Below are 24201 nucleotides of genomic sequence, written 5' to 3'. Positions count from 1 at the left end.
ACCCGAGAGAGATTTTAGAGATCGATCAACTTTTTTTGATCTCCAGATAAGTTGTTAAATATGGTTATCTCTTTCCCTGATTCTGGTAGTTTGAATGATGCGTGGAAGATAGTTTTGGAGAGTTCAATAGCTTGTGCTGCAGACATACCTGTCTTATTGATTTTAAGCTTACGCTCCAATTCTTTATACACAGCATAGGCGGCAAATGCTATGCACAGATGTGCTTCTATCCTCTCTTTCTTTCGATGAAAGATGGGACGTATACGTAAGTCCGTTTTTGAAATCCTGAACGCCCTTTCGATATTCCATAGTTCCTTATAATGCTCAACAAGATCTTGGGCCGGTAAGGTGCTATTAGTGATATATCCCTTTAACCCATCCCATTTAGATTCTTGAATGATCTTTTCTTCATCCAGTGTGACCTCTATGTTTCCTTGCATTGACAAGAACTTATTATACCCCCGATTATTAATGTGCTGTTTTTGTAGCTTACCTTTCGCTACTTGTTTGCGTAGTTTGTCTATACCCTTATCTCGGTTATGCCTGTCTTTCTTGGCCCGTTGCTTTGAGAAGGTAAGAATCAAGACTGGACCATGCGCTTGATCTAACGTCACTATTTGGCCATCTGTCAGTGTTTTGGCTGTTTCTAGAATTGTTTCCTTCATAGCCATTGATTCATTCTTGATACGGGCACCTGTCTTCGTCAATGGGACACCTGAAACGAGGTTTTAGAGATCGATCAACTTTTTTCCTGACTTCTGCCAAATGTGAGGCTGTTTGGTTTCGTTTTTAATAGAATCATTGAATCACAGCATGTTGCCTTCCCACCTCCCCCCCCCCTCACCAGAGTGTATAGACCGGGGAGACAGGGAGTACTGCGCAACCTACTGTTTCGACAACCTTATAGGTCTCTCGGAACTTTTCTATAATCGGGATACTAAGGCTACCGCTCTTGTTCTTCTAGGATCGCATGTACATCAAAGGAACATACAAAATCTCCTCTGAACACCCAAATCGAATTTTCTCAATCAATAACACATTGATTTATAATGATCTAAAATTTCAAATCTCAGTGGTCGACGAAAACAAGAGTGTCCACTAACGTCTGCCGTTCATAAACGACAAACCTAGAGTAGGGTCTCACTCTCTTGTTTTCATTGGCTTCTGGGATTTAAAATGATAGATCATTATAAATCAATAGTTGCACTTCAAACGTGAATAGGGCTCTGACACGGCTTATTATAGGTTTAAATAATAAAAACCGGACAAAATACTATTTTGTCCGGTTTTTATAAATAATATTAATAATTTATTACATTTCTATCATGCAGCCTTTAATTGGAAGTTGAGGACTCCCTTCAAATGCTGAGCCATTCGATGGAGTGGCACTCGCGTTAAATTTTTTGTTTCTTTGGCATAGATCTTCTTCGTCAATATATGATTTGCTTTGGTTTCGTGGTGAATATTACCCATCATTTCAGGTGGTGCCACTAATATTAGCCGTTGAAAATCCTGCTCATGAGCGCCCAGGAACCTCGTTAATTCCTTAGCAAATATTTTCTTCTCATATTGATGCGGATCGGTCGGCCATTCAAATGCGTGTTTGCTACCTGCAAATCGTCCTGCCGTTCGCCCTCTGTCGGAGGATACAAACTCATGATTCATTTCATGTTTGTGCGCAAACAGAGCACCATCTACCTGTGTTAATGGTTTAAAGGGCCCTTCATATTGGAGGATTCTGGCGTTGCCGGCGTCAGCTACGAGAATCCAAGTATGTTGATGATTCATAGCATTTCCTTTTCATTAGTCATATTATCCAGTATAGGCTTAATGGTTTAACAGGAGATTACTAACGCTTACAAAACGGCTTAAATCCTGCATTCTTAGCCCCTCATAACACAATATAAATCCTTGAAAAAACAGATATTATCACCTACCATAAAAATAGAAAGACTGTCACATTTGCTGTAGCCATATGTTTTATTCCCGTCCACGCCCCCAAACTTCACCTAAAGCGTTCTTGAAGCCTGCAATCGCCCTGGTTATTGTTGCTGTACTTGGTGGTACACAATTATGGGATTGGTGGAGCAGCTGTAGAGGCAGCCGGTTAAAAGAAGTTTCTTGTGCCATACAGAAAGCGCATCTGTTTGATAAATACGAAAAACAGACGCTACCAGAAGCTGAACTTACACATTTTTCTACGCAATTCTCCCAGACCGACATTCCCGTTTTATTAAAACTACTCGAACAAAAAGATACCGATATTGCCTATGGATCTGCGCTTGTTTTAGGGGAATTTTCTCAATCGGCCCTTGAGCCACTCCTATCCTTATTGTCCAGCCCCTCCACCCAAACGGTTACTTCTGCTAAACTTGCTTTAGCCAGAATGAAACCGCATCAAGCATCCCTTACGCCAGCTTCGATTCTATCGCTTTTGGATAAAAATGTGCAGTGGCTCAAACAGCAAAGTGAACATACGGATTGTTCGTTTGTGAACGGGATTTTACTAGGCACCTTCCGCGCTAATAATCTTACCCAGGCCCAAGATGCACCTCAATTGCTGACTGGTGCTATTAAAACCTTACCTAAACAACTAGTGCGCGATGCGATAGCCCCGTTGAAAGAACAGAATTTCCCACTAGAAATTGACGTTTACAGGTCGGGCCATCAGTCGTATTCCGTCATGCCTGTATCTGCACAGCGCAAAACACAATGCCAGAATCTGATCCAAAATAACCACACGTTGACGATCATTGCCATCCTAAGAACACTGGCTTCTTCAGAGCAACACACCTATTGCCATGATGCAGCCTTACACCAGATTCACCCGCAACTACATTTAAAACTGAACGAAATTTGTACGATGGAGCCTCACCATGAACACCTTGCCCACGATTAACGTAGACACACTTAAAACATGGATTGACCACAATCAGGCAATTGTCATTGATGTGCGCGAGGACGACGAATTTAAGGAAGCTCATATTCAAGGTGCTATTCATCTGCCCCTAAGCCGTTTTTCACCACTACAGCTTCCTGAAATACAGGATAAAAAATTGGTCATCCAATGTTTAGGAGGAAAACGCAGTGCGATGGCCTGCCAACTCATTCTAAGCACCGTTCCCGATCAGGAAGTCTATAATTTAGAAGGTGGGATTAGCAGTTGGGTTAATGCCGGTTTTCCGGTTACACGTTAACCCATTTTTTGCAGCCAAAACGAACAACGCCACTTGCCAGTAATATTCCAACAGAAATCAGGCATATCCCCAGCCATTCTACCGAGCTAGGGACTTCTCCAAGTAACGGAATCGAAATCAACGTTGCCAAAGCCGGAACCAATGGCATGAAAGCGCTTGCCTGGCTCGCTCCTAAAATAGCCACCCCCCGGTTGAAAAATATCAATCCGCCAATGCTGGTAATAACTCCCTGATACACCACTTGTAAGCATAATTCTGATGACGAAGCTGTCATAATCTGTTTAGGTAGAAACATGACATACACAGGCAGATAAAGTAACAATGACCATACACACACATTGGCCGCCGCAGTAAACGCAGGTACTTTCCATTTTTTGACTAAAATGGCATATAGGCTTAATAAACCACCGGCAACTATAAACAAAAAATGGCCCAAACTAAGTTCGGCATGGGTGCTTCCTTTGGACATTAAAGCCAGTGCACCTAACATCGTAATCACTAAACCAGCCAATTTAACCGGTGTTGAATATTCACCCAATAACCACATCCCCATTAAACAGGTCAGGCATGCAGAAATACCATAAATCATACCGGCATGGGCAACGGTAGCATAATGCATGCCACTGACCGCAATAAAGGTATACGGAGCACCAAGACAGATGGCCAGAATAATTCCACCCAACCCTTTTGGGCCAAACCAGGTAATATTTTTCATCCACCAGGGAAGTAATATTAATCCAGAAACAAAAAAACGGATGGCGGCAATATCGGCAGCGTTAAGTGCATGGGTAACGCCCAGGCGACTGATAGCCATCCATCCGCTCCAGATAAGAACGACAGCAAGGATAGAGGCAATACCTTCAAGCTTGGAACCTTGATGATGAGTGGTCATAAAATAGCATGCTTAGGGGTGTGAATGCCCCTATGATACTAGAACTGGTTTTTATTGTCACGTTCGAGTTTAAACTTAGGATCAGAATCACGGTTTGCCGCCGCCTCTGCTTGCTTAAAGCGCAAACGCAGGTTAGCCGGGTTATCCGCTTCTTCCAGAGCCATTTCACGGCTTACCAGACCACTGATATACAGATCATAAAGTGCCTGGTCAAAGGTTTGCACACCATCAAGGGCATTTTGCTCCATCGTTTCCTTAATTTCTTGAACATTGCCTTCTTCAATCAAGCGGGTAATTAAACCTTGGTTAAGCAGAATTTCAGTCGCAAGGGCAGTGCGTCCATCACGTGATGGTATAATTTTTTGGCTGATAATGGCCTTTAAATTCTGCGAAACTGTAATCATCACTTGACGATGATATTCTTCAGGGAAAAAGTTGATGATCCTTTCGATCGCCTGGTTGGTATTGCTGGCGTGCAGCGTTGAAATACATAAGTGCCCCGTTTCCGCAAAATAAAGCGCATGCTCTAATGTTTCACGGTCACGAATCTCCCCAATGACCACCACGTCACAACGCTGGCGCAACGCATTCTTCAACGCCATGCCAAAAGAGAATGTATCGATGCCAATCTCACGCTGCGTTACAACACAGCCTTTGTGTTGATGGACGAACTCAATAGGATCTTCTATGGTTATAATATGGCCAGAGCTATAGGTATTACGTTGATTAATCATGGCTGCAAGCGATGAAGACTTACCCGATCCCGTTCCTCCCACTAAAAAGATCAACCCTTTTTTCAGCATAGCAAGTTTGCCATAGACTTCCGGCAATTTTAATCCCTCAATGGTTGGGATGTCTGTTTGAATACGGCGGATCACAATACCCGTTGATTGTTGTTGCTTATAGACGTTAATCCTAAACCTTGCTTTACTTTCCCAGGCAACGGCAAAATTCATTTCAAACGTTGAATGGAACTCTTCACGCTGATTTTCAGTCATAAGCGTATTAGCAATGTGTTCAAGATCATCCACTTCCATCGGTGGCATATCCATCGGCTGGAGTTTATTATCTAATCGCAACATAGGAGCAACACCCAAGGTGACATAGATGTCGGATGCTTTCTTAGCTACCATCGCTTCAAACATTTGATTAATGATGGATTGGGGATCTGCTTTCAGCATAATAGTTCCTATGAATTAGAATGATCCTTCTTGATTTTTCTTCGGCTGAGGTGGCTGCGTGTCATCTGCTGTTGTCTCTTTAATTAAGAGATTATAGGCTTCCTGGTTAATCAGCCCCTCGTCGAGCAGTTTCTGAGCATTATCCTTCATAGTGATCATTCCCAAACGCGACCCCACCTGCATGATCGACGTGATTTGCGGAATTTTACCGTCACGGATAAGGTTACCTACCGCCGGGGTATTGAGCAATATTTCATGAACCGCAATACGTCCCGTTTCATCCTTACGTTTGACCAGCCGCTGCGAAACGACGGCGCGCAATGAACCCGATAACATCGTCCTCACCATGTCTTTATCGTCAGCAGGGAACACGTCAATAATACGGTCAACGGTTTTAGCCGCAGAACTGGTATGCAGCGTACCAAAAACCACGTGTCCTGTTTCTGCCGCCGTTAAAGCGAGTGAAATCGTTTCCAAATCGCGCATCTCACCCACTAATATCACATCTGGGTCTTCACGCAGCGCACTCTTAAGCGCCCTGGCAAATGATTTGGTGTTTTTACCTACTTCACGCTGGTTTACCAATGATTCGTTTGAATGGTGGACGAACTCCACCGGATCTTCGATCGTCAAGATATGTTTATTCTGCATACGGTTAATTTCATCGACCATCGCTGCAAGCGTGGTTGATTTACCGCTACCAGTCGGCCCTGTTACCAGGACCATCCCACTATTTAAATACGTTAATTGCCTCAAGATCGGCGGTGTTTTTAAATCATCTAAGGATTGAATTTTAGTAGGAATAAAACGCAAGGCGGCTGCTGGTCCTTCCATGGTATTAAAGGCGTTCACACGAAAACGACTATGGGGACCAAATTGCACCGAAAAGTCTATTTCCCAGTCTTCCTCAAACGTCGCACGCTGTTTTTCGGTCATAATCGAATATATCAGATGCTTAATTTCATCAGGAGTCAATTTACCCATGCGCAATGGCGCTATATCACCGTGGATACGCAATAATGGTGCATTATTAGAAACAATATGAACGTCAGAAGCGCCGTTTTTCTCGGCGAATGCCAGCAACTCTGTAATTTCCATCTAAAGTACCTTTCAAAGTAAGGGCCTGTCTCAGACAGGCGTTCACTTACTATTTTGCACTAAGAAAGGTTAATCTTTGATGAATCTCATGAGCTGGAATTGGAAGCGACTTGCCCTCGGCATTTAATTCCAGCAGTCGGCTATATTGCTGACGTGCTTCTTCGCGATGACCCGACTTATCCAGGAAAACAGCATAATTATAAACATAATCCGTATTATCTGCTTCAAGAGTAATTGCCCGTTTAAAATACTCGTTAGCCTTGCCGTTATCACCCATTTTCGCATACACAACCCCTTTATGGGCCATAATAGCAGAATTGCCCGGGCTTACAGTTTCCAGCCTGTTCAGCTCAGCAATAGCAGCCGATGGATTATCCTCGGTTAATACCGCCAACAAATTATTAAGCGCACCCGAATGGTTAGGATTTATTTTCAACACCTTGCTGTAATATTCCTGTGCTAGGCGATAATTTTTCATTTGATGGTAAACCGTACCTAAACCAAAGAGAGCCTGTTCATTATCGGGACTTGTCTTCACAGCACTGCCGTAAAGCTTAGCAGCCGCTTCATATTGCCCAACTTGGTAGGCCTGATAGGCTAAATCGAGATCTTTGTTTGCAGCCTTATCTTCTTTTGATTCTGAAATAGATAATTCCATTGGCTTCACCGCCTTGGCAGGAGCAGCAGCATCAGCGCCATTATTACCTCGCATCGGCTTAGCTGCCGCGCCATTAGCTGGCGAATCAGATCCCGGAGTTACGGTAAATAATTCTTTTTCAGCTGGACTTGCCTCACCAGATGGACTTGTTGCAACTGGAGGTGTCACAATATGATCAACAACGATCGTCTCATTTTTATCCTGGTCAGCCCCCTTGCCCTTCTGTTTCGATTTTTCAATCTGATTTTGTCGACGGGTAGACACAACTTTATCCATGGCTTTCTGAGTATCTGGCATCACGTCATTCGTAGATGGTATTTCATCATTCGTGCCTTCACCCTCTTGAGCCGTCACATCAGCACTGTCCTTGTGGGTAGCTGGATGCGGTGATTTTGCATATTTTTTAGTATGCGAATGTTTGCTTTTGTCTTTAGACTTTGATTTCGATTTCTTGGTAGGATTTTTCTCAACTTTCTTAGCTTCAACTACAGCATCGGGCTCTTCTAAAACAGCGGCAGCTGCCGATTGGTCAGGCTGAGTACTGGCCCCTTGCTCCGGTAATTCTATTTTACCTTTTGCATCTGCGCCAAGCAGTTCTGCTTTATTTAAAGTATCCGCAGTAACGGGTGTTTGAGGCCCTGTGGATGGCAAAACCGTCACAGGCGCTATCATTTTAACCGGTGAAGCTGTCTTTGTCTGGGCTTTAACTTCCGTTTTGATTTCGGATTTGGCCTGTTGTTTTTCATCCGGCTTATTTTCTGTTTTTACTTGTGTTTTGGTTTCGGTCTTGGTTTCAACTTTTGTATCAGCTTTCTTGAGATTTTGAACGTCTTGCTTAATATCACCCAGTTTTGGAATATCTAGTGTCTGCGCGGGAACTGCCGGCTGAATCGTCTCAGTGGTTGTTTTCGTTGTTACAAGCGATGTTTTAGGACCAGGCCCTGCCGGCAAAGCGGGAGCTATAACAACGGGTGTTTTTCCCTGTTGGGTAGGAGCCACAGGAGCTGGTACGGGTACCATGACTGGAGCTACCGCAGGTGGTGGCGACACAGCGGCACTTGTGGATGGAACGGAGGATACTGTAGGTTGAACCAGTTGCTTAGCCCCCTGAGCAGGCACTTGTACTGTTTTGGTTTCTGTTTTGGTTTCTGTTTTAGTGCCCGTTTTTGTTTCTAATTTCGTCTCAGTTTTTGTTTCCGTTTTTACGTCCGCAGCGACTGGTTTGGCCACGTCTGAACCAGAAGGTTTAGTTACAGTTTTAACAACCGGTTTACCCAACAGCGATTCCAGCGAACTTGCGGCTGGTGCCTGTCCAGGGGTTGTCACAATGCTTGGCTCTGGCAATTGAGGAACTTTTTTGGTCGCATCAACAGCCGGCTCGGTTTTTACACTAGGCGCAATCACTGGCTTCTTCATGAGCTCATCTAATGCTTTTTCTGTTTTCTGCTGGTCTTTAGCCGATGTTGTCGCCTTTGCCTCAGACGTTGCTGAAGAAGTGGCTGTACTCGAAGATGCCTTTTGTGAACTGGTTTGAGAATCCATTCCCTCGCTGAAAAATTGATCTAACTCGGCATCCGCGCTTAGCTTTTTTAGTTTTTCACCCGTGTCCTTAGCGGCGGTTTGGGTTTTCTCGACCGCTTCTTTTTTCTTTGCTTTTTCAGCTTCCGTGGGATTTAAAGCTTGCGACGAAAGATTATCAAACGCATTCTTTAACGCATCTTCTTCACTTTGAGAAGGAATGGTTGTCGTACCCGTCTTTTGATCTGCCAAAGGAACATATTCCATCTGCACATTATTGGGATCATTGGTATTTTGATCTTCTGGTTGGCCGGCGCGTGCCATTGAAATAGTTGCAGCACATAACATGACGATAAGAAAACACCAAAAACGGAACATAAGCTTTTTTTCTCCAGAGAAGACTCAAGGGTATTTTGAAATCTTTAAAAATTTGCTACCATAAGCTTTCATTCTAGCACGAGTCAATTTTAACGCCAGAGCTTTTTCTCTTTTTTGTGTAGCCCTTCATGTTCAATATCCTTCGTCCTCTCATCTTTTCTCTTAATCCCGAATTTGCTCACCGAGCCGCTGTTAATGCGCTTGCTTTAGGGGCTGTACCTGCTCAACCTCATTACAATCCCCCCGAGTTGAAAGTCAACATCTGGAATAAAACATTTGGCAATCCAATTGGCTTAGCCGCAGGGTTTGATAAACATGGAGAATGCTATCCCGCTTTATTTGACCAAGGACTTGGATGTGTAGAAATAGGCGGAGTAACCCCTCTTTCACAACCGGGAAATCCAAAACCGCGATTATTCAGATTAACCGAAGATGAAGCCGTTATCAATCGAATGGGGCTTAATAGCCAAGGAATTGAATTTTGCGCCAGGCAGCTTGAAAAGAATGGAAAACAACCCGGTATTGTGGGCATCAATATTGCCCCCAACAAAGATTCCAACGATTGGGTCAGTGATTATCTAACCTCATTTAAACGTGTGAAAGGGCTGGTTGATTATATCTCCGTCAATATTTCTTCGCCTAATACGCCTGGTCTTCGTAGCATGCAGTCTGACGATAATCTCTATGAGCTGCTCATAGCTCTAATAAACGAACGTAACCAAGGCCTCAGTACCCATAACAATAAAACGCTCCCCATCCTCATTAAGATTGCGCCAGACCTCTCTAGCGAAGAACTTGAGCATATTGCCCAAACCTGTCTCAACACCAAAGTTGATGGAGTGATTATTTCAAATACGACACTCGAACGTCCTAACCTTAAAAGCCATTTCGGTCACGAAAAGGGAGGGTTAAGTGGCAAACCTTTATTTGCCTTATCCACGCAAACCCTGAAACAATTTTACCAATTAACGCAGGGTACGATTCCTTTAATTGGGGTCGGCGGCATTTCTTCTAGCGAGGAAGCCTACACCAAGATCAAGTCAGGGGCCACCCTCCTTCAACTCTATTCAGCCCTTGTATTTAAAGGATTTGGTTTGGTTACCCAGATTAAACGCGATCTGGTTGGCTTGCTTGAAAAAGATGGATTTAAAGACATCAGCGAAGCCGTTGGAGCCGACTGCCGTTAGACAGACCAATCAACTCGCTTTATCGACGTCATACATAATCTCTAAAATAGCCCAAAAATCCTCTTGCCAACACATTTCAACCCAGGTATAGTAGCGGACTATTTTAGTATTAAATATATTGAATTTCGGAGAAATCCTATGTCTCGTACCTGTGATATTATCGCTTCTAAACGTCCTATGTCAGGGCATCAAATATCTCACTCAAACCGTAAGGCTAAGCGCCGTTTTGTGCCTAATCTTCAAAACGTAACCCTTTACAGTGATGCATTGAAGCAAAAAGTTCGTCTGTGCATAGCAACGAATACACTTCGTTCTGTTGAAAAACACGGCAGCCTGGATATGTTCCTGTTGGCTACAGCCGGTACAAAATTGACCTGCTCTGCTAAAAAATTGAAAAAGCAAATTGCTGAAGCACACGCTGCTTAACTGTTCTTTAAATACAAAAACCGCCATTCTTAGCGCTATTTTGCGTTTAGTAGGCGGTTTTTTTATTATTAAAGACTGACCCAAACGAAGAAATAAACAAGACCTATTCTCCTACCGTATCCTTAATAAACAAATCCTTAGTCTTAGCATAATGATTAGCCCTAAAGGTGGTTTTCATTCGCTCAATTTCATGTGCATAAAAGCCACGATATTTTAACAGCGAGCCAGCCAATTGCAGCCCCATTTCGAAGCTTTCAGGAATCATAAACACAGCTTCACCCACCTGCCCTAATGTTTCAAACCATTCTTTTGTCCTTGCTATCACAGGCAGGTCTTTAGAGGAACGTCGAACCGCCACGATGGTATTTTGAATCGCCAAGTCATTATGAACCGTAACCACGACAGACTGAGCATGGTTAATTTGCAAATGCTCAAGGGTCCCCCTGCGAGTAGCATCGCCATGATAGATAGGAATTCCTGCGTGCCTGGCTTCGGCGATTAATGTGGCTTCATTATCAACAACAACATAGGCAATTCCTTCTTCCCTTAGCACTTGAGCCACCATCTGCCCGGCCTGTCCAAAACCAACCACGATCACATGATTTCGCAAATCACTCAAATCAATAGGGCGGTTGAAGCCCTCAGCTTCGACCATGTTTCCCTTTTCAATTTTCTCAGCCAGCCATGCCCCAAGCATTGCCAACAAGGGTGTAAGCGCCATGGAAGTAGTGACGATCATCATCAGCAAATCGGCGATTTTGGGATCAATAATGCCGATTTTATCCTGAGCAGCCAAGGTGAGAAGTACAAAAGCGAACTCACCGCCTTGGGATAATAATAAAGCCGTATGGAGTGATACACCCGATGGAAAACGGAACGCTTTACAAAGCCCATAGAGTATGGCCGCCTTGATCACAATAATGATACTCACCCACAGGGCAATCACCGAAGCATGTTCCAATAAATAATGCCAGTCAATTTTCATGCCCATCGTCATAAAGAACAACCCTAGGAATAATCCTTTGAAGGGAGTTATTTCTGCTTCAACCTGATGCTGGTACTCGGTCTCTGCCACTAATAATCCGGCCGCAAACGCACCCAGTGCCATGGATAAACCTAAACGCTCGGTAATTAATGCACTACCCAAGGCTAGCAATAAGGTGGTTGCCACGAATAATTCTTCATTGGTGGTAGACCAGATCAAACGGAAAATGGGTCTCAATATGATTCTACCCAACACCAATATCGCAAATAATACGGCAACAACCTTAATAAGGGATAACATGATGCCGCCAATCAAATGATGCGAATCTCCCGATAGTAATGGAACCACAACCAGCAAAGGTACCACCGCAAAGTCCTGCATAATCAGGGTAGCCAGTGACAACCTACCGGTTTGTGTCGATTGCTTCCCCGATTCCTGCAGCACTTGCAACACAATTGCCGAAGACGACATCGACAACCCAAATCCAATGACCAGCGATTCAATAAAATCATATTTGAGCAGCAATCCCACGCCCGTAAAAGCCGTTACAGAAAACAAAATCTGCAGCAAGCCAAAACCAAACACATGCTTACGAATACTGGCAAGACGGTCCAACGTCATTTCTAAACCAATCATAAACAGGAGAAAAATCACGCCAAAATCAGCCAAATGCTGTGGAATTTCATCATATTTAATAAATCCGATACCATACGGCCCAATCGCAAGTCCCGCCACGAGGTAACCCAGTACAGGGCTTAAACGCAGATACCGGAAAATAGCAACCATGCATACCGATGCAGTAAGCAATAATACTACCAAATCTAATTCGCCCAACATTCCCATCATTCATCCCCTTGATATAAGGTTTGTCTTTCTATGTTTTTAGAGTCGTGTTTTATGATTTTGTTTTATAAACAGACACCTCAATGGAGGTTGCCTCAACCACCGCCCCCGGTTTATTGACCCACACAGTGACATCCTCAACGCGTGGGTCCTCAAGCACAAAATCGGCTATATGCTGTGCTGCCGTTTCTATCAATTGAAACCGCTGTGCTCCGAGCAATTGCCGAATATGGTCGCTGAGTGTATGATAATCCAGCGCCTGTTTTATAGTATCATCCTCTATCGTGTGTGATGAGCTATAGGTAAAATGAACCGAAACCAAAACAAGGCGCGGTCGCACCTGCTCCCAGGCATAGACACCAAGATTTACCCAACATTCTAATTGATTGATCGAAACAGATAGAGTCATGAAACCATATTACAATAAATGTTCGCCGCTATCCACAGATATAAGCTGTCCGGTTAAATAAGGTGACTCAATAATCATGAAGGCTGCATCCACAACCTGTTGAGGGGTTGGCAATGATTTAAGCGGTAATTGCTCTAACTTGCGCTTATAAAACTCCTCGTCTTGTCTTCCGGCTGACATCACGAGTCCTGGACAGATCCCATTTACACGGATGCCAGGAGCTAATTCATAGGCCGCCATTTGGGTAAATGCAGCAAGGGCCTTTTTGGTTATTAAATATCCAAAATACGGCGTTTTATCTTTAGTAATATAGGTATCCAATATATTAATCACCTGGCCTTGTTGGCATCGTTTTGCAAAAGCCTGCGTAATAAAAAACGGCGCTTTAAGGTTCAGCGCAAATAACGAGTCATAATCCTCGTAACAGGTCGTAAGCAGGGTTGCTTTTTGAATGATAGCTGCGCTGTTAATCACCACACCTAAGCCTGGTATGGATTGAATAACCTCTTCAATTAAAGCGTCAGCGGTTCCTTCTTCCAACAAATTATAACAAAATCCCTGGCACTCAACATTCAGCTCCCGAATCTCATCAATCAACTTCTGAGCCTCCTGCTGATGGTGATAATAATGCACCGCAATGGAAAAACCTCGTCTGGCCAGTCCTAGAGCCAATTCCCTTCCCAAGCGAACCGCTGCTCCCGTGATTAAAATTGTTGGTTTATGTTCCATATCTCATCTCTTATGAATGGCAAGACGTTATGTGTATCATGATTTTCTCTATCAAACAAAGCTATAGTTTATTAGGAAAATTCAATCAAAGAAAACCCATACCAACGCCAGCATAACTCAAACATAGGTAGGGACTCACATCCCTTACATGAATCACTCTTCAATCCCATTGCGAAAATCGGCTCCCCATGCTAATTTCGATAGCTATGAAACCAGAAACACCTAACCACTCTCAAGAAACCACCGATTTTGGGTTTAAAACCATTCCACTGACCGAAAAAATCTCGGCGGTAAAATCTGTTTTCAACCGGGTTGCTCCCAAATATGATTTGATGAACAATGTGATGAGCATGGGCGTGCATCACCTGTGGAAGCATGAATTCTTAAACATGCTCAATCCCCGTGAAAACAGCAGACTATTAGATGTTGCCGGCGGCACCGCCGATATCTCATTACGGTTCTTGCGCAAAACCCAAACGGGCCATGCCACCGTTAGTGACATCAATGCTTCCATGTTAAGTGAAGGCCATGATCGTTTGGTCGATGCCAATATGATAGGCCGATTTGAATGCGTTACGGCTAATGCAGAACAACTGCCATTTCCCGATAATCACTTTGATTACTACACGATCAGCTTTGGTATCCGTAATGTAACGGATCGCCTTAAGGCACTCAAAGAAGCCTACCGCGTTCTCAAACCTGGAGGTCGTTTCCTCTGCCTGGAATTTTCACCCACTCCCAACAGTCTTGTAAAGATCCCCTATGATTTTTACTCCTTTAAGGTCATTCCTCAGCTTGGCGAATGGATTGCAGGTGATCGTGACAGCTATCAATATCTGGTCGAAAGCATCCGCATGTTTCCATCGCCGCAACATTTTGCTAACCTGATTCAGGAAGCGAGCTTTAAACAAGTGCAGTTTCGTTCGCTGACGGGTGGTATTGTCGCCATTCATTCGGGATGGAAGGTATAGGGTCTGGATGTATACATTATTTCGTTTTTCTCATATTTTCATTTTATTAGTGCTTTACGGAGTTTGTCCTCGCAAGTTGAAAGGGCGCTGCATGTGTTTTTGCTTCGTTTCATTAGGACCGACTTTCATTAAACTTGGACAAACCCTGTCGATTCGCCCTGATATTGTTGGCGATGATGCTGCCGATGCCCTAGGCATGCTTCGTGATCGCCTCCCACCGTTTGACGCACGCAAAGCCATGCGCACCATCGAAAAATCGCTAGGTACATCGATTCATTCGCTGTTTAAAGAATTCAATCAGCAACCCGTTGCTGCCGCCTCGATCGCTCAAATTCATCGCGCAATCACCACCGATGGCCGTGATGTGGCCGTAAAGGTATTACGCCCAGGCATTGAAAGAAGGATTAACCGTGACCTTACTTTTCTACGGCGTATTGCCAGCTGGTTTAGCCAGTGTGAAAGCTTAAAACGCCTGCGTTTAATTGACGTCATCAACACGTTTACCGAAATGCTTCGATTCGAAATGGATTTACGGTTTGAAGGTGCTGCTGCCTCAGAATTACGTGATAACCTTAAACAGGATGAAGGCGTTTACGTACCCGCCATTGATTGGGATCGTACTGCCAAACACGTGCTGACGCTTGAATGGATCAATGGCATTCCCATCCATAACCGTGAAGCACTTATCAATGCCGGACATAATCTGGATATGCTGACCCGTCATCTGTCGCATACTTTTTTCAATCAAACCTATCGCGATGGTTTTTTTCATGGCGATTTACACCCCGGTAATATCCTGGTCAAGCACGATGGCAATATTGCCCTTGTCGATTTTGGTATCATGGGACGGCTTGACCAATCCACCCGCCGCTTTGTTGCCGAAATTTTGCGCGGATTCATCCATCGTGACTATCATCATATTGCCCAGGTGCATCTGGATGCCGGTTACATTCCTGCCGATACAAACGTGGCTACATTTGCGCTTGCTTGCCGGTCGATTGGTGAACCAATCGTTGGAAAACCTTTTTCGCATTTATCCATTGGTAAACTGCTGAAACAACTCTTTAAAATTACCCAGGATTTCAGCATGGAAACACAGCCGCAACTATTATTGCTGCAAAAAACGATGCTCTTGATTGAAGGTCTGGGTTCAACCCTTGCCCCTCATGCCAATATGTGGGAACTTGCTGAGCCGTGGATGAAAGAATGGGCCGTGCAGAATTTAGGCTGGAAAGCCAGGGCAACCGAAGTCCATCAACAATTTAAGCAAACCATAAAGCAGGTTCCATTGCTCACTCAATCCCTGCAACAATGGGTTCTTACCACTTCCCAAGAAGGGCTAAAGCTCCATCCGACCTCTCTTGCAGAACTCAATAAAGCCCAAAATCATACGGTATGGACAAGTGTTATTTCACTCGCTGCACTGCTTTTAGCACTTTGGATGGTACTGCATGCCTAATCATCTTCGCCTGGTTACTTGGAATATTAATTCTATCCGTTTGCGTATGCCTCTATTGGCACAACTGAGTAAGGACCTTCAACCAGATATTATCTGCCTTCAAGAAACCAAAGTCGCAGATCCATTTTTTCCACGTTTAGATTGCCAGGCCCTTGGCTATCCGTATGTCACCTTCAGTGGAGAAAAATCGTATAACGGCGTTACCATCCTCTCAAAAATTCCCTTTATCGAATTTGAAACATTGAAACTCGGAGGAAAGGACGATACACGGCATATTGCGGTAACGCTTGCCAATGGCATTGAACTGCATAATTTTTATGTCCCTGCCGGTGGCGACATAGCCGATCCCGTACAAAATCCAAAATTTGCGCACAAACTTAATTTTGTTCAAGATATGACCCAATGGTTTAAAGACAATCGAGCCTCTTCTAAACCCATGATCCTGGTAGGTGATTTAAACATAGCCCCGTTGGAGCATGATGTATGGTCACATAAACAACTCCTGGATGTGGTCAGCCATACACCCATTGAAGTCGATCATCTTCACCAACTGTATCAATCCCTCACCTGGGTTGATGTTGCCCGTCATTTTGTACCAGAACCCGCTAAACTTTATAGCTGGTGGAGCTACCGCAATCAGGATTGGAAAAAATCTGATCGCGGCCGCAGGCTCGATCATATCTGGGTAACTCCGCCACTAGTCAAAGCCTGTAAAGCAATCAACTTCTTTAAAGAAGCCCGCGATTGGCCACAACCATCGGATCATGTGCCGGTAGTTATGGATTTAGTCGCTTAGCACGACAAGTGCAGGTACTGCATGCCCCCTTTCAATCGACACTCATAGGCAACTCACACGACTTTTAACCTAAAAAGTCGTGAATAGTCGAGTATGCAAGCACCCATTTACTACCAAGAAATGGAGTCCCATATTACCTTATCTAAAACTGAGGTTAATCTCATTCTCGCCTGAATAGCATTGAATTTGAGTCATGCGCAAAAGACAAACGCTGAGAATGAGACAATTTTATAACAAAAAAACGATTAAAAACAATATAATTATAAATATATTTATAGAAATTTAATATAAACCACATGAATGCCATAATTTTATCATATTTTTCATGTAACATTCTTATTGGTAACATAAAAATACAATTGAGTGATAATGGAGATTTACATGTCAAAAAATCAATCAAAGATTAATGTTGAAACTGCGGAAAATGAAAATGGTCAGAAGCCAATAACAAACATTGCCCCCGAACTGACCTTAAAGCGCATCAGAAAAATGGATGCTTCCACATTTAAGAAACACCTTAAGAACCATTCTATTAATGTCTTTGATACATATACGCGTACAGATCCTAACACTGCTACTCTGGTAAAAGACATTAACTTGTTCCATCTATTTTCGGAAGGAACTAGCGCTAAAAACAAAACCAAACGCGGTCATTTACTCAACCACTTAATCAAAAATTATCCTGAACCGGATATAGCTAACTTGATTAACGGATGCGACAGCCTAGGTAGAACACCATTACATTATGCCAGCACTTATTTTTTAAACATGCACACACTCACCTTTTTGGTTAACAATGGTGCAAACATTCATGCTGCGGACATCCATGGGAATCAGCCCATTCATTTTGCGGCAAGCCGCATTTTAACAGATAACATACAAAAATTACATCAATTGGGGGCTGATATTAATGCCACAAATGCTGAAGGGAAAACGCCACTGCATTTAATTGTCAAGTGCTCGCCAAAACATCAAAATCTAACCAGAAACGCTACAGAGCTTCTTGTTAAAAACATAACATATATACGCAACCATGGTGGTTCACCTAATGTGAAGGATGTATTTGGGAAAACGGCACTGCATTATGCGGCGAGCAACCATCCTGATATTGCAGCCATTCTCTATGAATCATTTACACCAGGACTGGGAAAAACCCAATATACATTGAAGGGCATTGGTATTACATGGGAACATAAACACGCACCCAACGGTTATGAAGCCATTAATTCCACCATTAAAGATAGTGAGAAAAAATTAGCTCTGGATTATTTGCCTAAGTCCGCTCAGTCTGACATATTAAGGAAGCGTTTAAAAGTAGATAAAAACTATCGTCTCAGTTATAATCCTGCCAAAGGTCAAACCATGTTCCATGGTTTTGCACGTTCCTTTGATCCTCAAGCGTTTAATTCTAACGCTGTTAAAATCAAACACATTCTTAAAACAATTCCTTCTGATTTAAATGCTAAAGATCTTAATGGAAATACAGGCCTCCATTACCTTGTCCAGCGTGCAGAATCTATTCCAAATTTAGCCGACTTCATAAAAAAGGACCTCGACATTAATGCTGTCAATAACGATGGTCTCACAGCCTTGCATCTGGCAGCTAGTCATGGCCATGTTAAAGCGGTACAACAGCTTATAAAGGCAGGTGCCAATCATGAATTATTGGACAAGTCTGGGAAGACATTTGAAGCGTATCTTGATCAATCCCAAATCAACCAAGATGAAAAAGGGCCCTCTAAAAAAGGCTTCCGTAGCCGTATACAAGAGCAAAGGTTAAACGAAAAGCAGGTTTCACCGGATCTACCATAGAGAGACATTATTTAACGTTCCATAATGATAAATACCGCAACACCCTTGAACCTTCTTTAACAATCCATCATAATAAATTGGATGTGAGGTATCGCTTATGTTTCGATTTATCCTGTATGATTTATGGCCAGTCTTGTTGATTGTTGGTGCGCTTTTCCTATGGCGTTGGTATGGAAGCAAACGCAAGGGACTTGGTTTAAAACCAATACTCGGCAGTGATTTATCCTATATGATGATTACCTTGGTCGCATTAATCGGTGTCATCCTCTGTTTTGCGGTGATTATTTTCTTTGGCCACGATACCGTTCCGGAAGATCGCTATCAGCCTGCCCATATTAAAGATGGAACATTTTATCCCGATTCGTGGAAGTAACGACCGTGCAAACCTATCATCTGCCTGATCGCACCTTAGAAATATTACATTCACCCAGTAACCGCATCATTTTTGAAGCACTTGGTTTTGATAACGCACGATTTGTTGGAGGTTGTGTACGCGATGCTTTATTTGGCTTACCCCGCGATGATATCGATATCGCAACCCCTCACCCCCCCGATGATGTGTTGAAAATACTGACCCAACATTCGGTTAAAGTGATACCCACGGGTCTCAAACACGGTACGGTTACGGCTGTCATCGATAACCATCCCGTTGAAATCACGACACTCAGACAAGATGTATCGTGTGATGGCAGGCATGCAGATGTTGTTTTTACCCAGGATTGGGCACTTGATGCCCTGCGCCGTGACTTTACCATTAACAGTTTATCTGCCGATTGGGATGGAAAAATTTATGATTATACCAAAGGCTATGAGGATTTATTTACCCATACCATCCGCTTCGTGGGTAATGCCAAAGATCGCTGCATGGAAGATTACTTACGCATTCTGCGTTACTTTCGTTTTTATGCACGTTACGGTACGCTGAGTAATGTTGATAACGAAGCAATTGAAGCCTGCGAGTTGCTAGCTCCCCAACTAAAAAAACTGTCAGCCGAACGCATTCACACTGAAATGTTAAAAATTATAGCAGCCCCATCTCCCATGGGAAGCCTCCACCTCATGCAGCAACATCATGTTTTAGAGCAGATATTGCCATTTTCTATCGAACTATCATCCCTTGAACGGTTAATTTCATTCCCGTATCCAGAAGCCAGCCATCCTGTTTTACGGCTTGCCTGCCTTTTATCGACCATCCCCAATCACGAGGCAGAAACACTCGTCCAATATTTAAGTCAACATTGGAAAATATCAAACCAAGAACGTCAGATATTGCATACCTATTTATGTCAGACCAACCAAAGGGATGCCCTGATTTTCAGTGATGATCAATCGGCCAAAAAATTAATACGAAAACTTGGAAAGCATGATTACATAGGTTTATTATTGCTTCACCACTGCAGCCATGATTCCATCCATGACCTGCACCGCTTATACACGATGGCGCAGGAATGGGCTATTCCGGAATTTCCGGTACGAGGTAGCGACTTGATGGCCCTTGGCTTTCACGGCAGACAAATAGGCGTGGGACTAAAACATGCAGAAAGCTGGTGGGAAGAACATCATTTCCTCCCTACCAAGCAGGAAATATTAACATGGTCACAAAAACATTTCCCTTAGACCTGTTTGTTACATTTATCCATAATCACCATCTGTCCATTCAAACAGCACATGGGTCGCCACCACCATGCAGTCATCTTTTATGACACCCAATATCATTCACCCAGTATAAATGAAAAAATAACCTCAACAAAAAAAACTTGAAAACTAAGAATAAAAATGTTTATTTATCGCCGATTTAATAAATTTTGATCATTCAATAAATGTATTAATTGAGTTCTTTATTTTTCTTAATGGACATTAATTCTTAGCAAATAGGTAAATTATGGTAGTATCTTTACCACTCAGTAAAACGCGATATTCATCAGATTCAATTCTCCCCACAAGACCTACGATAGGGATTCTCAATGTTAAAGATTTGCCTGTCTATACGGAGGAATCAACTGAAAAACTGCAAAATTTGAAGACATTTACGATTCCTAACAACTTTAATAAACCGATCTTGCTCGATTACACAAGGCTGGAAATAGCAGAAGAAGATCACCACTTACCTGTCCAACAGCTTGAAAAAAAATATAAAGACCGAATTGATACCTTGGTTAAGGAATATCTCAGCCAAATTAACGGGTTGTTTTTATTAGGTGACCCAAAAGACATACCACCTGAATTATTTAACCAAGAAAAGCATCCAGAAGCAAAGATTGCCCGCCCTCCTCAGCGTACTCTTTTCATGCGAAGGCTACTGCGCCTTTCCACCGAATGTTACATCACCCCAGCATTGAACATCTGCGGATCTCATCAACAATATGGTGTTCTGGAAAACATGTCAATGCATCAACATCTTCCAGATGTCGTTCCTCATCCTGATGATGGGGGTATTGACCACTGTAGAAGTGACTTAAAACATGTCTTTGTCCACAAAATCACGGTGAAACCTCCAAGCCCTGAAGGCGGATGTGCATTTTATGGCATCCTTGCCCCCAAAGCAAGGCCACCTTATGGACCCCTTCAGATTGATGTAAACAGCACCCACCACCAGGGTGTGAACTTCAATAATCTTCCGAAAAGTATTATAGTCACTGGCTTAGCTGACGACAACACGTTAGAATCGATGGAAACTAAAGCTAATTTACCCCTGACATCGGTACAATTTCATCCAGAAACTATTAGGCGGAAGGATCTTAATAAAAAACGCACATTAGTTGATCGCGATTTTGAACATGATGATGAAACAGGAAAAGATTTTTTGAAGGTCGATGGTGTGAAGTTCGAACTTCCTGATGATCCAAAATACTATATCCAACAACGCATCATCGAAGATCTAATTGTCAAAGCTCACGCACATCATGCTAAAAAATGGTGCATGCGCGAATTGAATGAACTCGCTTTAGAAAATCCCGAAGAACCACATCTTTCATTTTCTCAAAAAGTGCTTAAACCTTTAGCAAACAAGGAAAATATATTCATATTCAATCGATAAGGGGTTCCTTAGAAGGCACAAAAATCAGAGCATTTTCATTTTCGTTGTGCGTAGCACTAATGGATAAGTGCGCTAGTCGCTCAAAACTCCGTCGTTCTCACCTTTTTTAAGCAATATGTGCCGCAGGCGAATGCCGCTAAAAAGGGCCATTATCCATTTTTTCTGTAAAAAAAACCTGCCCTCCTCAACAAAGGAGGGCAGACACAATTAGACTAATAAACAACTAAGCAGCAGCCTTATTCGCCAGTTCCTGACGTAATTTTTTAGCCGCATGCACCATACCTTCAAGTGCAGGTTTCACTTCTTTCCAGCCGCGGGTTTTGAGTCCGCAATCTGGGTTAACCCACAATTGTGCTGGTGTTAATACTTCCAGCGCTTTTCTCAATAATTGTTCCATTTCCTCTTGAGTAGGAACACGTGGCGAGTGAATATCATACACGCCAGGTCCAATTTCATTTGGATATTTAAAGTTAACGAAAGCATCGAGCAATTCCATTTGTGAACGCGAGGTCTCAATTGAGATCACATCTGCATCCATATTAGCTACTGCTTCAATGATGTCATTAAACTCAGAATAGCACATATGGGTATGGATCTGTGTTTCGTCTTTAACGCCAGAAGCCGTTAAACGGAAACTATCGACTGCCCAATCCAGATAGGTTTTCCAGTTGCTGCGACGCAACGGCAAACCTTCGCGCAAAGCGGCTTCATCAATCTGAATGATTTTGATACCGGCTTTCTCAAGGTCAACCACTTCATCACGAATGGCCAAACCGATTTGGTAGCAGGTTTCAGAACGAGGTTGATCATCACGTACAAACGACCACTGAAGAATCGTTACCGGACCGGTTAACATTCCTTTCATAATGCGTTTGGTTTGCGCTTGTGCAAAATTGATCCAACGTATTGTCATTGGGTTTTCGCGGTAAACATCTCCGAAAATAACCGGAGGTTTTACGCAACGTGAACCATAGCTTTGCACCCAACCATTTTCAGTAAAGGTAAAGCCGCCTAATTGTTCACCAAAATATTCCACCATGTCGTTACGTTCAAATTCGCCGTGAACGAGGACATCAATGTCGGCTTCTTCCTGATAACGGATGCAGCTGATGGTTTCTTTTTCAAGGAACGCCTCATAATCAGCAGCACTGATACGACCCGCTTTAAAATCAGCGCGCGCTTTGCGGACATCAGCGGTTTGCGGGAATGAACCAATGGTTGTTGTTGGAAACAATGGCAGTGTAATAGTCTGTTGTTGCTTTTCACGACGATCACCATACGAGCTCATACGTTTTTTCATGTTGTCAGTAACCGCCGCCAAACGTTGTTTAACGTCTTGCTTATGGATGCGGGGTGATGCACTTCGCGCCGCATGGGCTTTTCGATTAGCATCCAATTCAGCTGCAACAGCATCCTCACCTTGGTTAGCCGCTTTAGCCAATATTGCCACTTCAGACAATTTTTGTTTAGCAAACGCTAACCATTGTTTGAGTTCAGCATCGAGTTTGGTTTCATTATCCAAATCAACTGGGGTATGCAACAATGAGCACGAAGGAGCCACAAAGACGCGCTCTTTACCTAGTTTAGCAATCGCTTTGTTGATGAGAGCCAATGAACGGTCAAAATTATTTTTCCAAATGTTACGGCCATCAACCACACCCACAGACAAAATTTTATCGGCAGGGAATGCAGCAAGCACATGATCCAGTTGCTCAGGAGCACGAACGCAATCAATATGTAAACCAGCAACTGGCAGCGATACAGCCGTTGCTAAATTATCACCCAGATTATCAAAATAAGTAGCAACCAGCACTTTCAAACCAGCCACAGCAGCAATCTGCTTATAGGCATCCGTGAAGGCTTTACGGGTTGCATCGTCACCATCCATCACTAAATAAGGCTCATCCAATTGCACCCATTCAGCACCAGCTTGTTTGAGTTGCTCAAGCACTTGTACATACACAGGAACCAATTTAGCCAACAGATTGATCGGTTTGAAACCGGCTTCATGGGTTTTACCTAATAGCAACAAGGTAACAGGGCCAACAAGCGTAGGTACGGTTTGAATACCCAGTGCTTTGGCTTCGTTATATTCATCGACAATTTTAGTCGATGAAACAGCAAAGGCAGTCGAAGAACTATATTCAGGAACGATATAGTGATAGTTGGTATCAAACCATTTGGTCATTTCCATGGCTGTCACATCGGCACCTTGTGTTTGTGCACCACGAGCCATTGCAAAATACGTATCTAAACCAACATTGCCACCTTTAAACTGATAGCGTGCAGGCACTGCACCCACTAAGGCGATGGTGTCCAACACATGGTCATAGAATGAAAAATCGTTGGATGGAATAATGTCAATGCCAGCATTCTGCTGAGTTTGCCAGTTGGTTTTACGGATTTCCTTAGCCGTTGCTTGCAGCGCATCAACCGAAGATTCACCCTTCCAATAAGCCTCTACAGCTCTTTTTAATTCACGATGGGCACCTACGCGCGGGTAACCTAAATTACGGGCTTTTACCATGGATACGCTCCTTCAAAAATATGCAATAAATTAAATGGGCGCCTATTCTACTTTATTTTGCGATGAAAATCCAGAGGGAAAAGGCTGCGATGTCAAAC

General features: G+C 43.2%; 21 protein-coding genes. 11 read left to right on the top strand and 10 right to left on the bottom strand.

All coding sequences use genetic code 11. From position 1 onward, the window contains the following. Positions 1-14: 14 nt before the first annotated feature. The gene (locus IPP74_12100) at positions 15-665 is read right to left on the bottom strand and encodes an IS1634 family transposase (protein ID MBL0320010.1); all 651 of its coding nucleotides are present in this window, start codon (positions 663-665) and stop codon (positions 15-17) included. 658 nt (positions 666-1323) lie between these two features. Further along, on the bottom strand, positions 1324-1788 hold the full coding sequence (locus IPP74_12095) for a host attachment protein (GenBank protein ID MBL0320009.1): 465 nt from the start codon (positions 1786-1788) through the stop codon (positions 1324-1326). 187 nt (positions 1789-1975) lie between these two features. On the opposite strand from IPP74_12095, the gene IPP74_12090 reads away from it, so the two are divergent. Together IPP74_12090 and IPP74_12085 are read left to right on the top strand one after the other, a co-directional pair. Then, the gene (locus tag IPP74_12090; GenBank protein ID MBL0320008.1) at positions 1976-2899 is read left to right on the top strand and encodes a hypothetical protein; all 924 of its coding nucleotides are present in this window, start codon (positions 1976-1978) and stop codon (positions 2897-2899) included. Further along, positions 2877-3197, top strand: a complete 321-nt coding sequence (locus tag IPP74_12085) for a rhodanese-like domain-containing protein (protein MBL0320007.1) — start codon at positions 2877-2879, stop codon at positions 3195-3197. Before IPP74_12090 ends, IPP74_12085 begins: the two co-directional genes overlap by 23 nt. Here the strand turns inward: IPP74_12085 and IPP74_12080 are convergent. From IPP74_12080 to IPP74_12065, 4 genes are read right to left on the bottom strand one after another with little or no spacing between them, the layout of a single operon-like run. Continuing rightward, a complete protein-coding gene (locus tag IPP74_12080) occupies positions 3187-4089 on the bottom strand; it encodes a DMT family transporter (GenBank protein ID MBL0320006.1) in 903 nt (300 codons plus the stop codon). The two genes, IPP74_12085 and IPP74_12080, sit on opposite strands and share 11 nt — an antisense overlap. Positions 4090-4127: 38 nt before the next feature. Next, positions 4128-5270 carry a PilT/PilU family type 4a pilus ATPase gene (locus tag IPP74_12075; protein MBL0320005.1) on the bottom strand — a complete coding sequence of 381 codons (1143 nt, stop codon included), beginning with the start codon at positions 5268-5270 and terminating at the stop codon, positions 4128-4130. 15 nt (positions 5271-5285) lie between these two features. Beyond that, complete coding sequence (locus tag IPP74_12070) at positions 5286-6368, bottom strand: type IV pilus twitching motility protein PilT (GenBank protein ID MBL0320004.1); 1083 nt, start codon at positions 6366-6368, stop codon at positions 5286-5288. Positions 6369-6417: 49 nt separating this feature from the next. Beyond that, positions 6418-8922, bottom strand: coding sequence for a tetratricopeptide repeat protein (locus tag IPP74_12065; GenBank protein MBL0320003.1), 2505 nt, complete (start codon positions 8920-8922; stop codon positions 6418-6420). A gap of 128 nt (positions 8923-9050) precedes the next feature. Here IPP74_12065 and IPP74_12060 point away from each other — a divergent pair, with 128 nt between their 5' ends. Further along, complete coding sequence (locus IPP74_12060) at positions 9051-10109, top strand: quinone-dependent dihydroorotate dehydrogenase (GenBank protein ID MBL0320002.1); 1059 nt, start codon at positions 9051-9053, stop codon at positions 10107-10109. A 138-nt stretch (positions 10110-10247) separates the two neighbouring features. Then, a complete protein-coding gene (rpmB, locus tag IPP74_12055) occupies positions 10248-10535 on the top strand; it encodes a 50S ribosomal protein L28 (GenBank protein MBL0320001.1) in 288 nt (95 codons plus the stop codon). Positions 10536-10638: 103 nt separating this feature from the next. Here rpmB and IPP74_12050 read toward each other — a convergent pair whose 3' ends face one another. From IPP74_12050 to IPP74_12040, 3 genes are read right to left on the bottom strand one after another with little or no spacing between them, the layout of a single operon-like run. Next, positions 10639-12366 (bottom strand): cation:proton antiporter, encoded by a 1728-nt coding sequence (locus IPP74_12050; protein MBL0320000.1) that lies wholly within the window; start codon positions 12364-12366, stop codon positions 10639-10641. A gap of 49 nt (positions 12367-12415) precedes the next feature. Beyond that, positions 12416-12772, bottom strand: a complete 357-nt coding sequence (gene folB / locus IPP74_12045; GenBank protein MBL0319999.1) for a dihydroneopterin aldolase — start codon at positions 12770-12772, stop codon at positions 12416-12418. A gap of 9 nt (positions 12773-12781) precedes the next feature. Further along, positions 12782-13501: an SDR family oxidoreductase gene (locus IPP74_12040; protein MBL0319998.1), complete on the bottom strand. Its 720-nt coding sequence runs from the start codon at positions 13499-13501 to the stop codon at positions 12782-12784. Between the two features lie 206 nt (positions 13502-13707). On the opposite strand from IPP74_12040, the gene ubiE reads away from it, so the two are divergent. From ubiE to IPP74_12005, 7 genes are all read left to right on the top strand, one after another. After that, positions 13708-14472, top strand: coding sequence for a bifunctional demethylmenaquinone methyltransferase/2-methoxy-6-polyprenyl-1,4-benzoquinol methylase UbiE (gene ubiE, locus IPP74_12035; protein MBL0319997.1), 765 nt, complete (start codon positions 13708-13710; stop codon positions 14470-14472). Between the two features lie 7 nt (positions 14473-14479). After that, positions 14480-15931, top strand: a complete 1452-nt coding sequence (gene ubiB / locus IPP74_12030; protein MBL0319996.1) for a 2-polyprenylphenol 6-hydroxylase — start codon at positions 14480-14482, stop codon at positions 15929-15931. Then, positions 15924-16727, top strand: coding sequence for an exodeoxyribonuclease III (xth, locus tag IPP74_12025; protein MBL0319995.1), 804 nt, complete (start codon positions 15924-15926; stop codon positions 16725-16727). The genes ubiB and xth overlap by 8 nt, the downstream gene beginning before the upstream one ends. Before the next feature lie 381 nt (positions 16728-17108). Then, on the top strand, positions 17109-18539 hold the full coding sequence (locus tag IPP74_12020) for an ankyrin repeat domain-containing protein (GenBank protein ID MBL0319994.1): 1431 nt from the start codon (positions 17109-17111) through the stop codon (positions 18537-18539). 97 nt (positions 18540-18636) lie between these two features. Then, positions 18637-18912 (top strand): hypothetical protein, encoded by a 276-nt coding sequence (locus IPP74_12015; protein MBL0319993.1) that lies wholly within the window; start codon positions 18637-18639, stop codon positions 18910-18912. Positions 18913-18917: 5 nt separating this feature from the next. Then, positions 18918-20156, top strand: coding sequence for a CCA tRNA nucleotidyltransferase (locus tag IPP74_12010; protein ID MBL0319992.1), 1239 nt, complete (start codon positions 18918-18920; stop codon positions 20154-20156). 265 nt (positions 20157-20421) lie between these two features. After that, positions 20422-21576: a gamma-glutamyl-gamma-aminobutyrate hydrolase family protein gene (locus IPP74_12005; protein ID MBL0319991.1), complete on the top strand. Its 1155-nt coding sequence runs from the start codon at positions 20422-20424 to the stop codon at positions 21574-21576. Between the two features lie 223 nt (positions 21577-21799). Here the strand turns inward: IPP74_12005 and metE are convergent, their stop codons facing one another. Beyond that, positions 21800-24103, bottom strand: coding sequence for a 5-methyltetrahydropteroyltriglutamate--homocysteine S-methyltransferase (gene metE / locus IPP74_12000; GenBank protein ID MBL0319990.1), 2304 nt, complete (start codon positions 24101-24103; stop codon positions 21800-21802). Positions 24104-24201 lie beyond the last annotated feature (98 nt).

The sequence above is a fragment of the Alphaproteobacteria bacterium genome, from assembly GCA_016722515.1.
GTDB lineage: Bacteria > Pseudomonadota > Alphaproteobacteria > Rickettsiales > JADKJE01 > JADKJE01.
Note: the sequence above shows the minus strand (reverse complement) of the source record. Positions and strands in the feature narration are given on the sequence as shown.

Bases quoted from the DNA above. Each gene is read 5' to 3' on its own strand.
- IPP74_12100 (MBL0320010.1), bottom strand. From the start codon at position 665: ATGAAGGAAACAATTCTAGAAACAGCCAAAACACTGACAGATGGCCAA.
- IPP74_12095 (MBL0320009.1), bottom strand. From the start codon at position 1,788: ATGAATCATCAACATACTTGGATTCTCGTAGCTGACGCCGGCAACGCC.
- IPP74_12090 (MBL0320008.1), top strand. From the start codon at position 1,976: ATGTTTTATTCCCGTCCACGCCCCCAAACTTCACCTAAAGCGTTCTTG.
- IPP74_12085 (MBL0320007.1), top strand. From the start codon at position 2,877: ATGAACACCTTGCCCACGATTAACGTAGACACACTTAAAACATGGATT.
- IPP74_12080 (MBL0320006.1), bottom strand. From the start codon at position 4,089: ATGACCACTCATCATCAAGGTTCCAAGCTTGAAGGTATTGCCTCTATC.
- IPP74_12075 (MBL0320005.1), bottom strand. From the start codon at position 5,270: ATGCTGAAAGCAGATCCCCAATCCATCATTAATCAAATGTTTGAAGCG.
- IPP74_12070 (MBL0320004.1), bottom strand. From the start codon at position 6,368: ATGGAAATTACAGAGTTGCTGGCATTCGCCGAGAAAAACGGCGCTTCT.
- IPP74_12065 (MBL0320003.1), bottom strand. From the start codon at position 8,922: ATGTTCCGTTTTTGGTGTTTTCTTATCGTCATGTTATGTGCTGCAACT.
- IPP74_12060 (MBL0320002.1), top strand. From the start codon at position 9,051: ATGTTCAATATCCTTCGTCCTCTCATCTTTTCTCTTAATCCCGAATTT.
- rpmB (MBL0320001.1), top strand. From the start codon at position 10,248: ATGTCTCGTACCTGTGATATTATCGCTTCTAAACGTCCTATGTCAGGG.
- IPP74_12050 (MBL0320000.1), bottom strand. From the start codon at position 12,366: ATGATGGGAATGTTGGGCGAATTAGATTTGGTAGTATTATTGCTTACT.
- folB (MBL0319999.1), bottom strand. From the start codon at position 12,772: ATGACTCTATCTGTTTCGATCAATCAATTAGAATGTTGGGTAAATCTT.
- IPP74_12040 (MBL0319998.1), bottom strand. From the start codon at position 13,501: ATGGAACATAAACCAACAATTTTAATCACGGGAGCAGCGGTTCGCTTG.
- ubiE (MBL0319997.1), top strand. From the start codon at position 13,708: ATGAAACCAGAAACACCTAACCACTCTCAAGAAACCACCGATTTTGGG.
- ubiB (MBL0319996.1), top strand. From the start codon at position 14,480: ATGTATACATTATTTCGTTTTTCTCATATTTTCATTTTATTAGTGCTT.
- xth (MBL0319995.1), top strand. From the start codon at position 15,924: ATGCCTAATCATCTTCGCCTGGTTACTTGGAATATTAATTCTATCCGT.
- IPP74_12020 (MBL0319994.1), top strand. From the start codon at position 17,109: ATGTCAAAAAATCAATCAAAGATTAATGTTGAAACTGCGGAAAATGAA.
- IPP74_12015 (MBL0319993.1), top strand. From the start codon at position 18,637: ATGTTTCGATTTATCCTGTATGATTTATGGCCAGTCTTGTTGATTGTT.
- IPP74_12005 (MBL0319991.1), top strand. From the start codon at position 20,422: ATGGTAGTATCTTTACCACTCAGTAAAACGCGATATTCATCAGATTCA.
- metE (MBL0319990.1), bottom strand. From the start codon at position 24,103: ATGGTAAAAGCCCGTAATTTAGGTTACCCGCGCGTAGGTGCCCATCGT.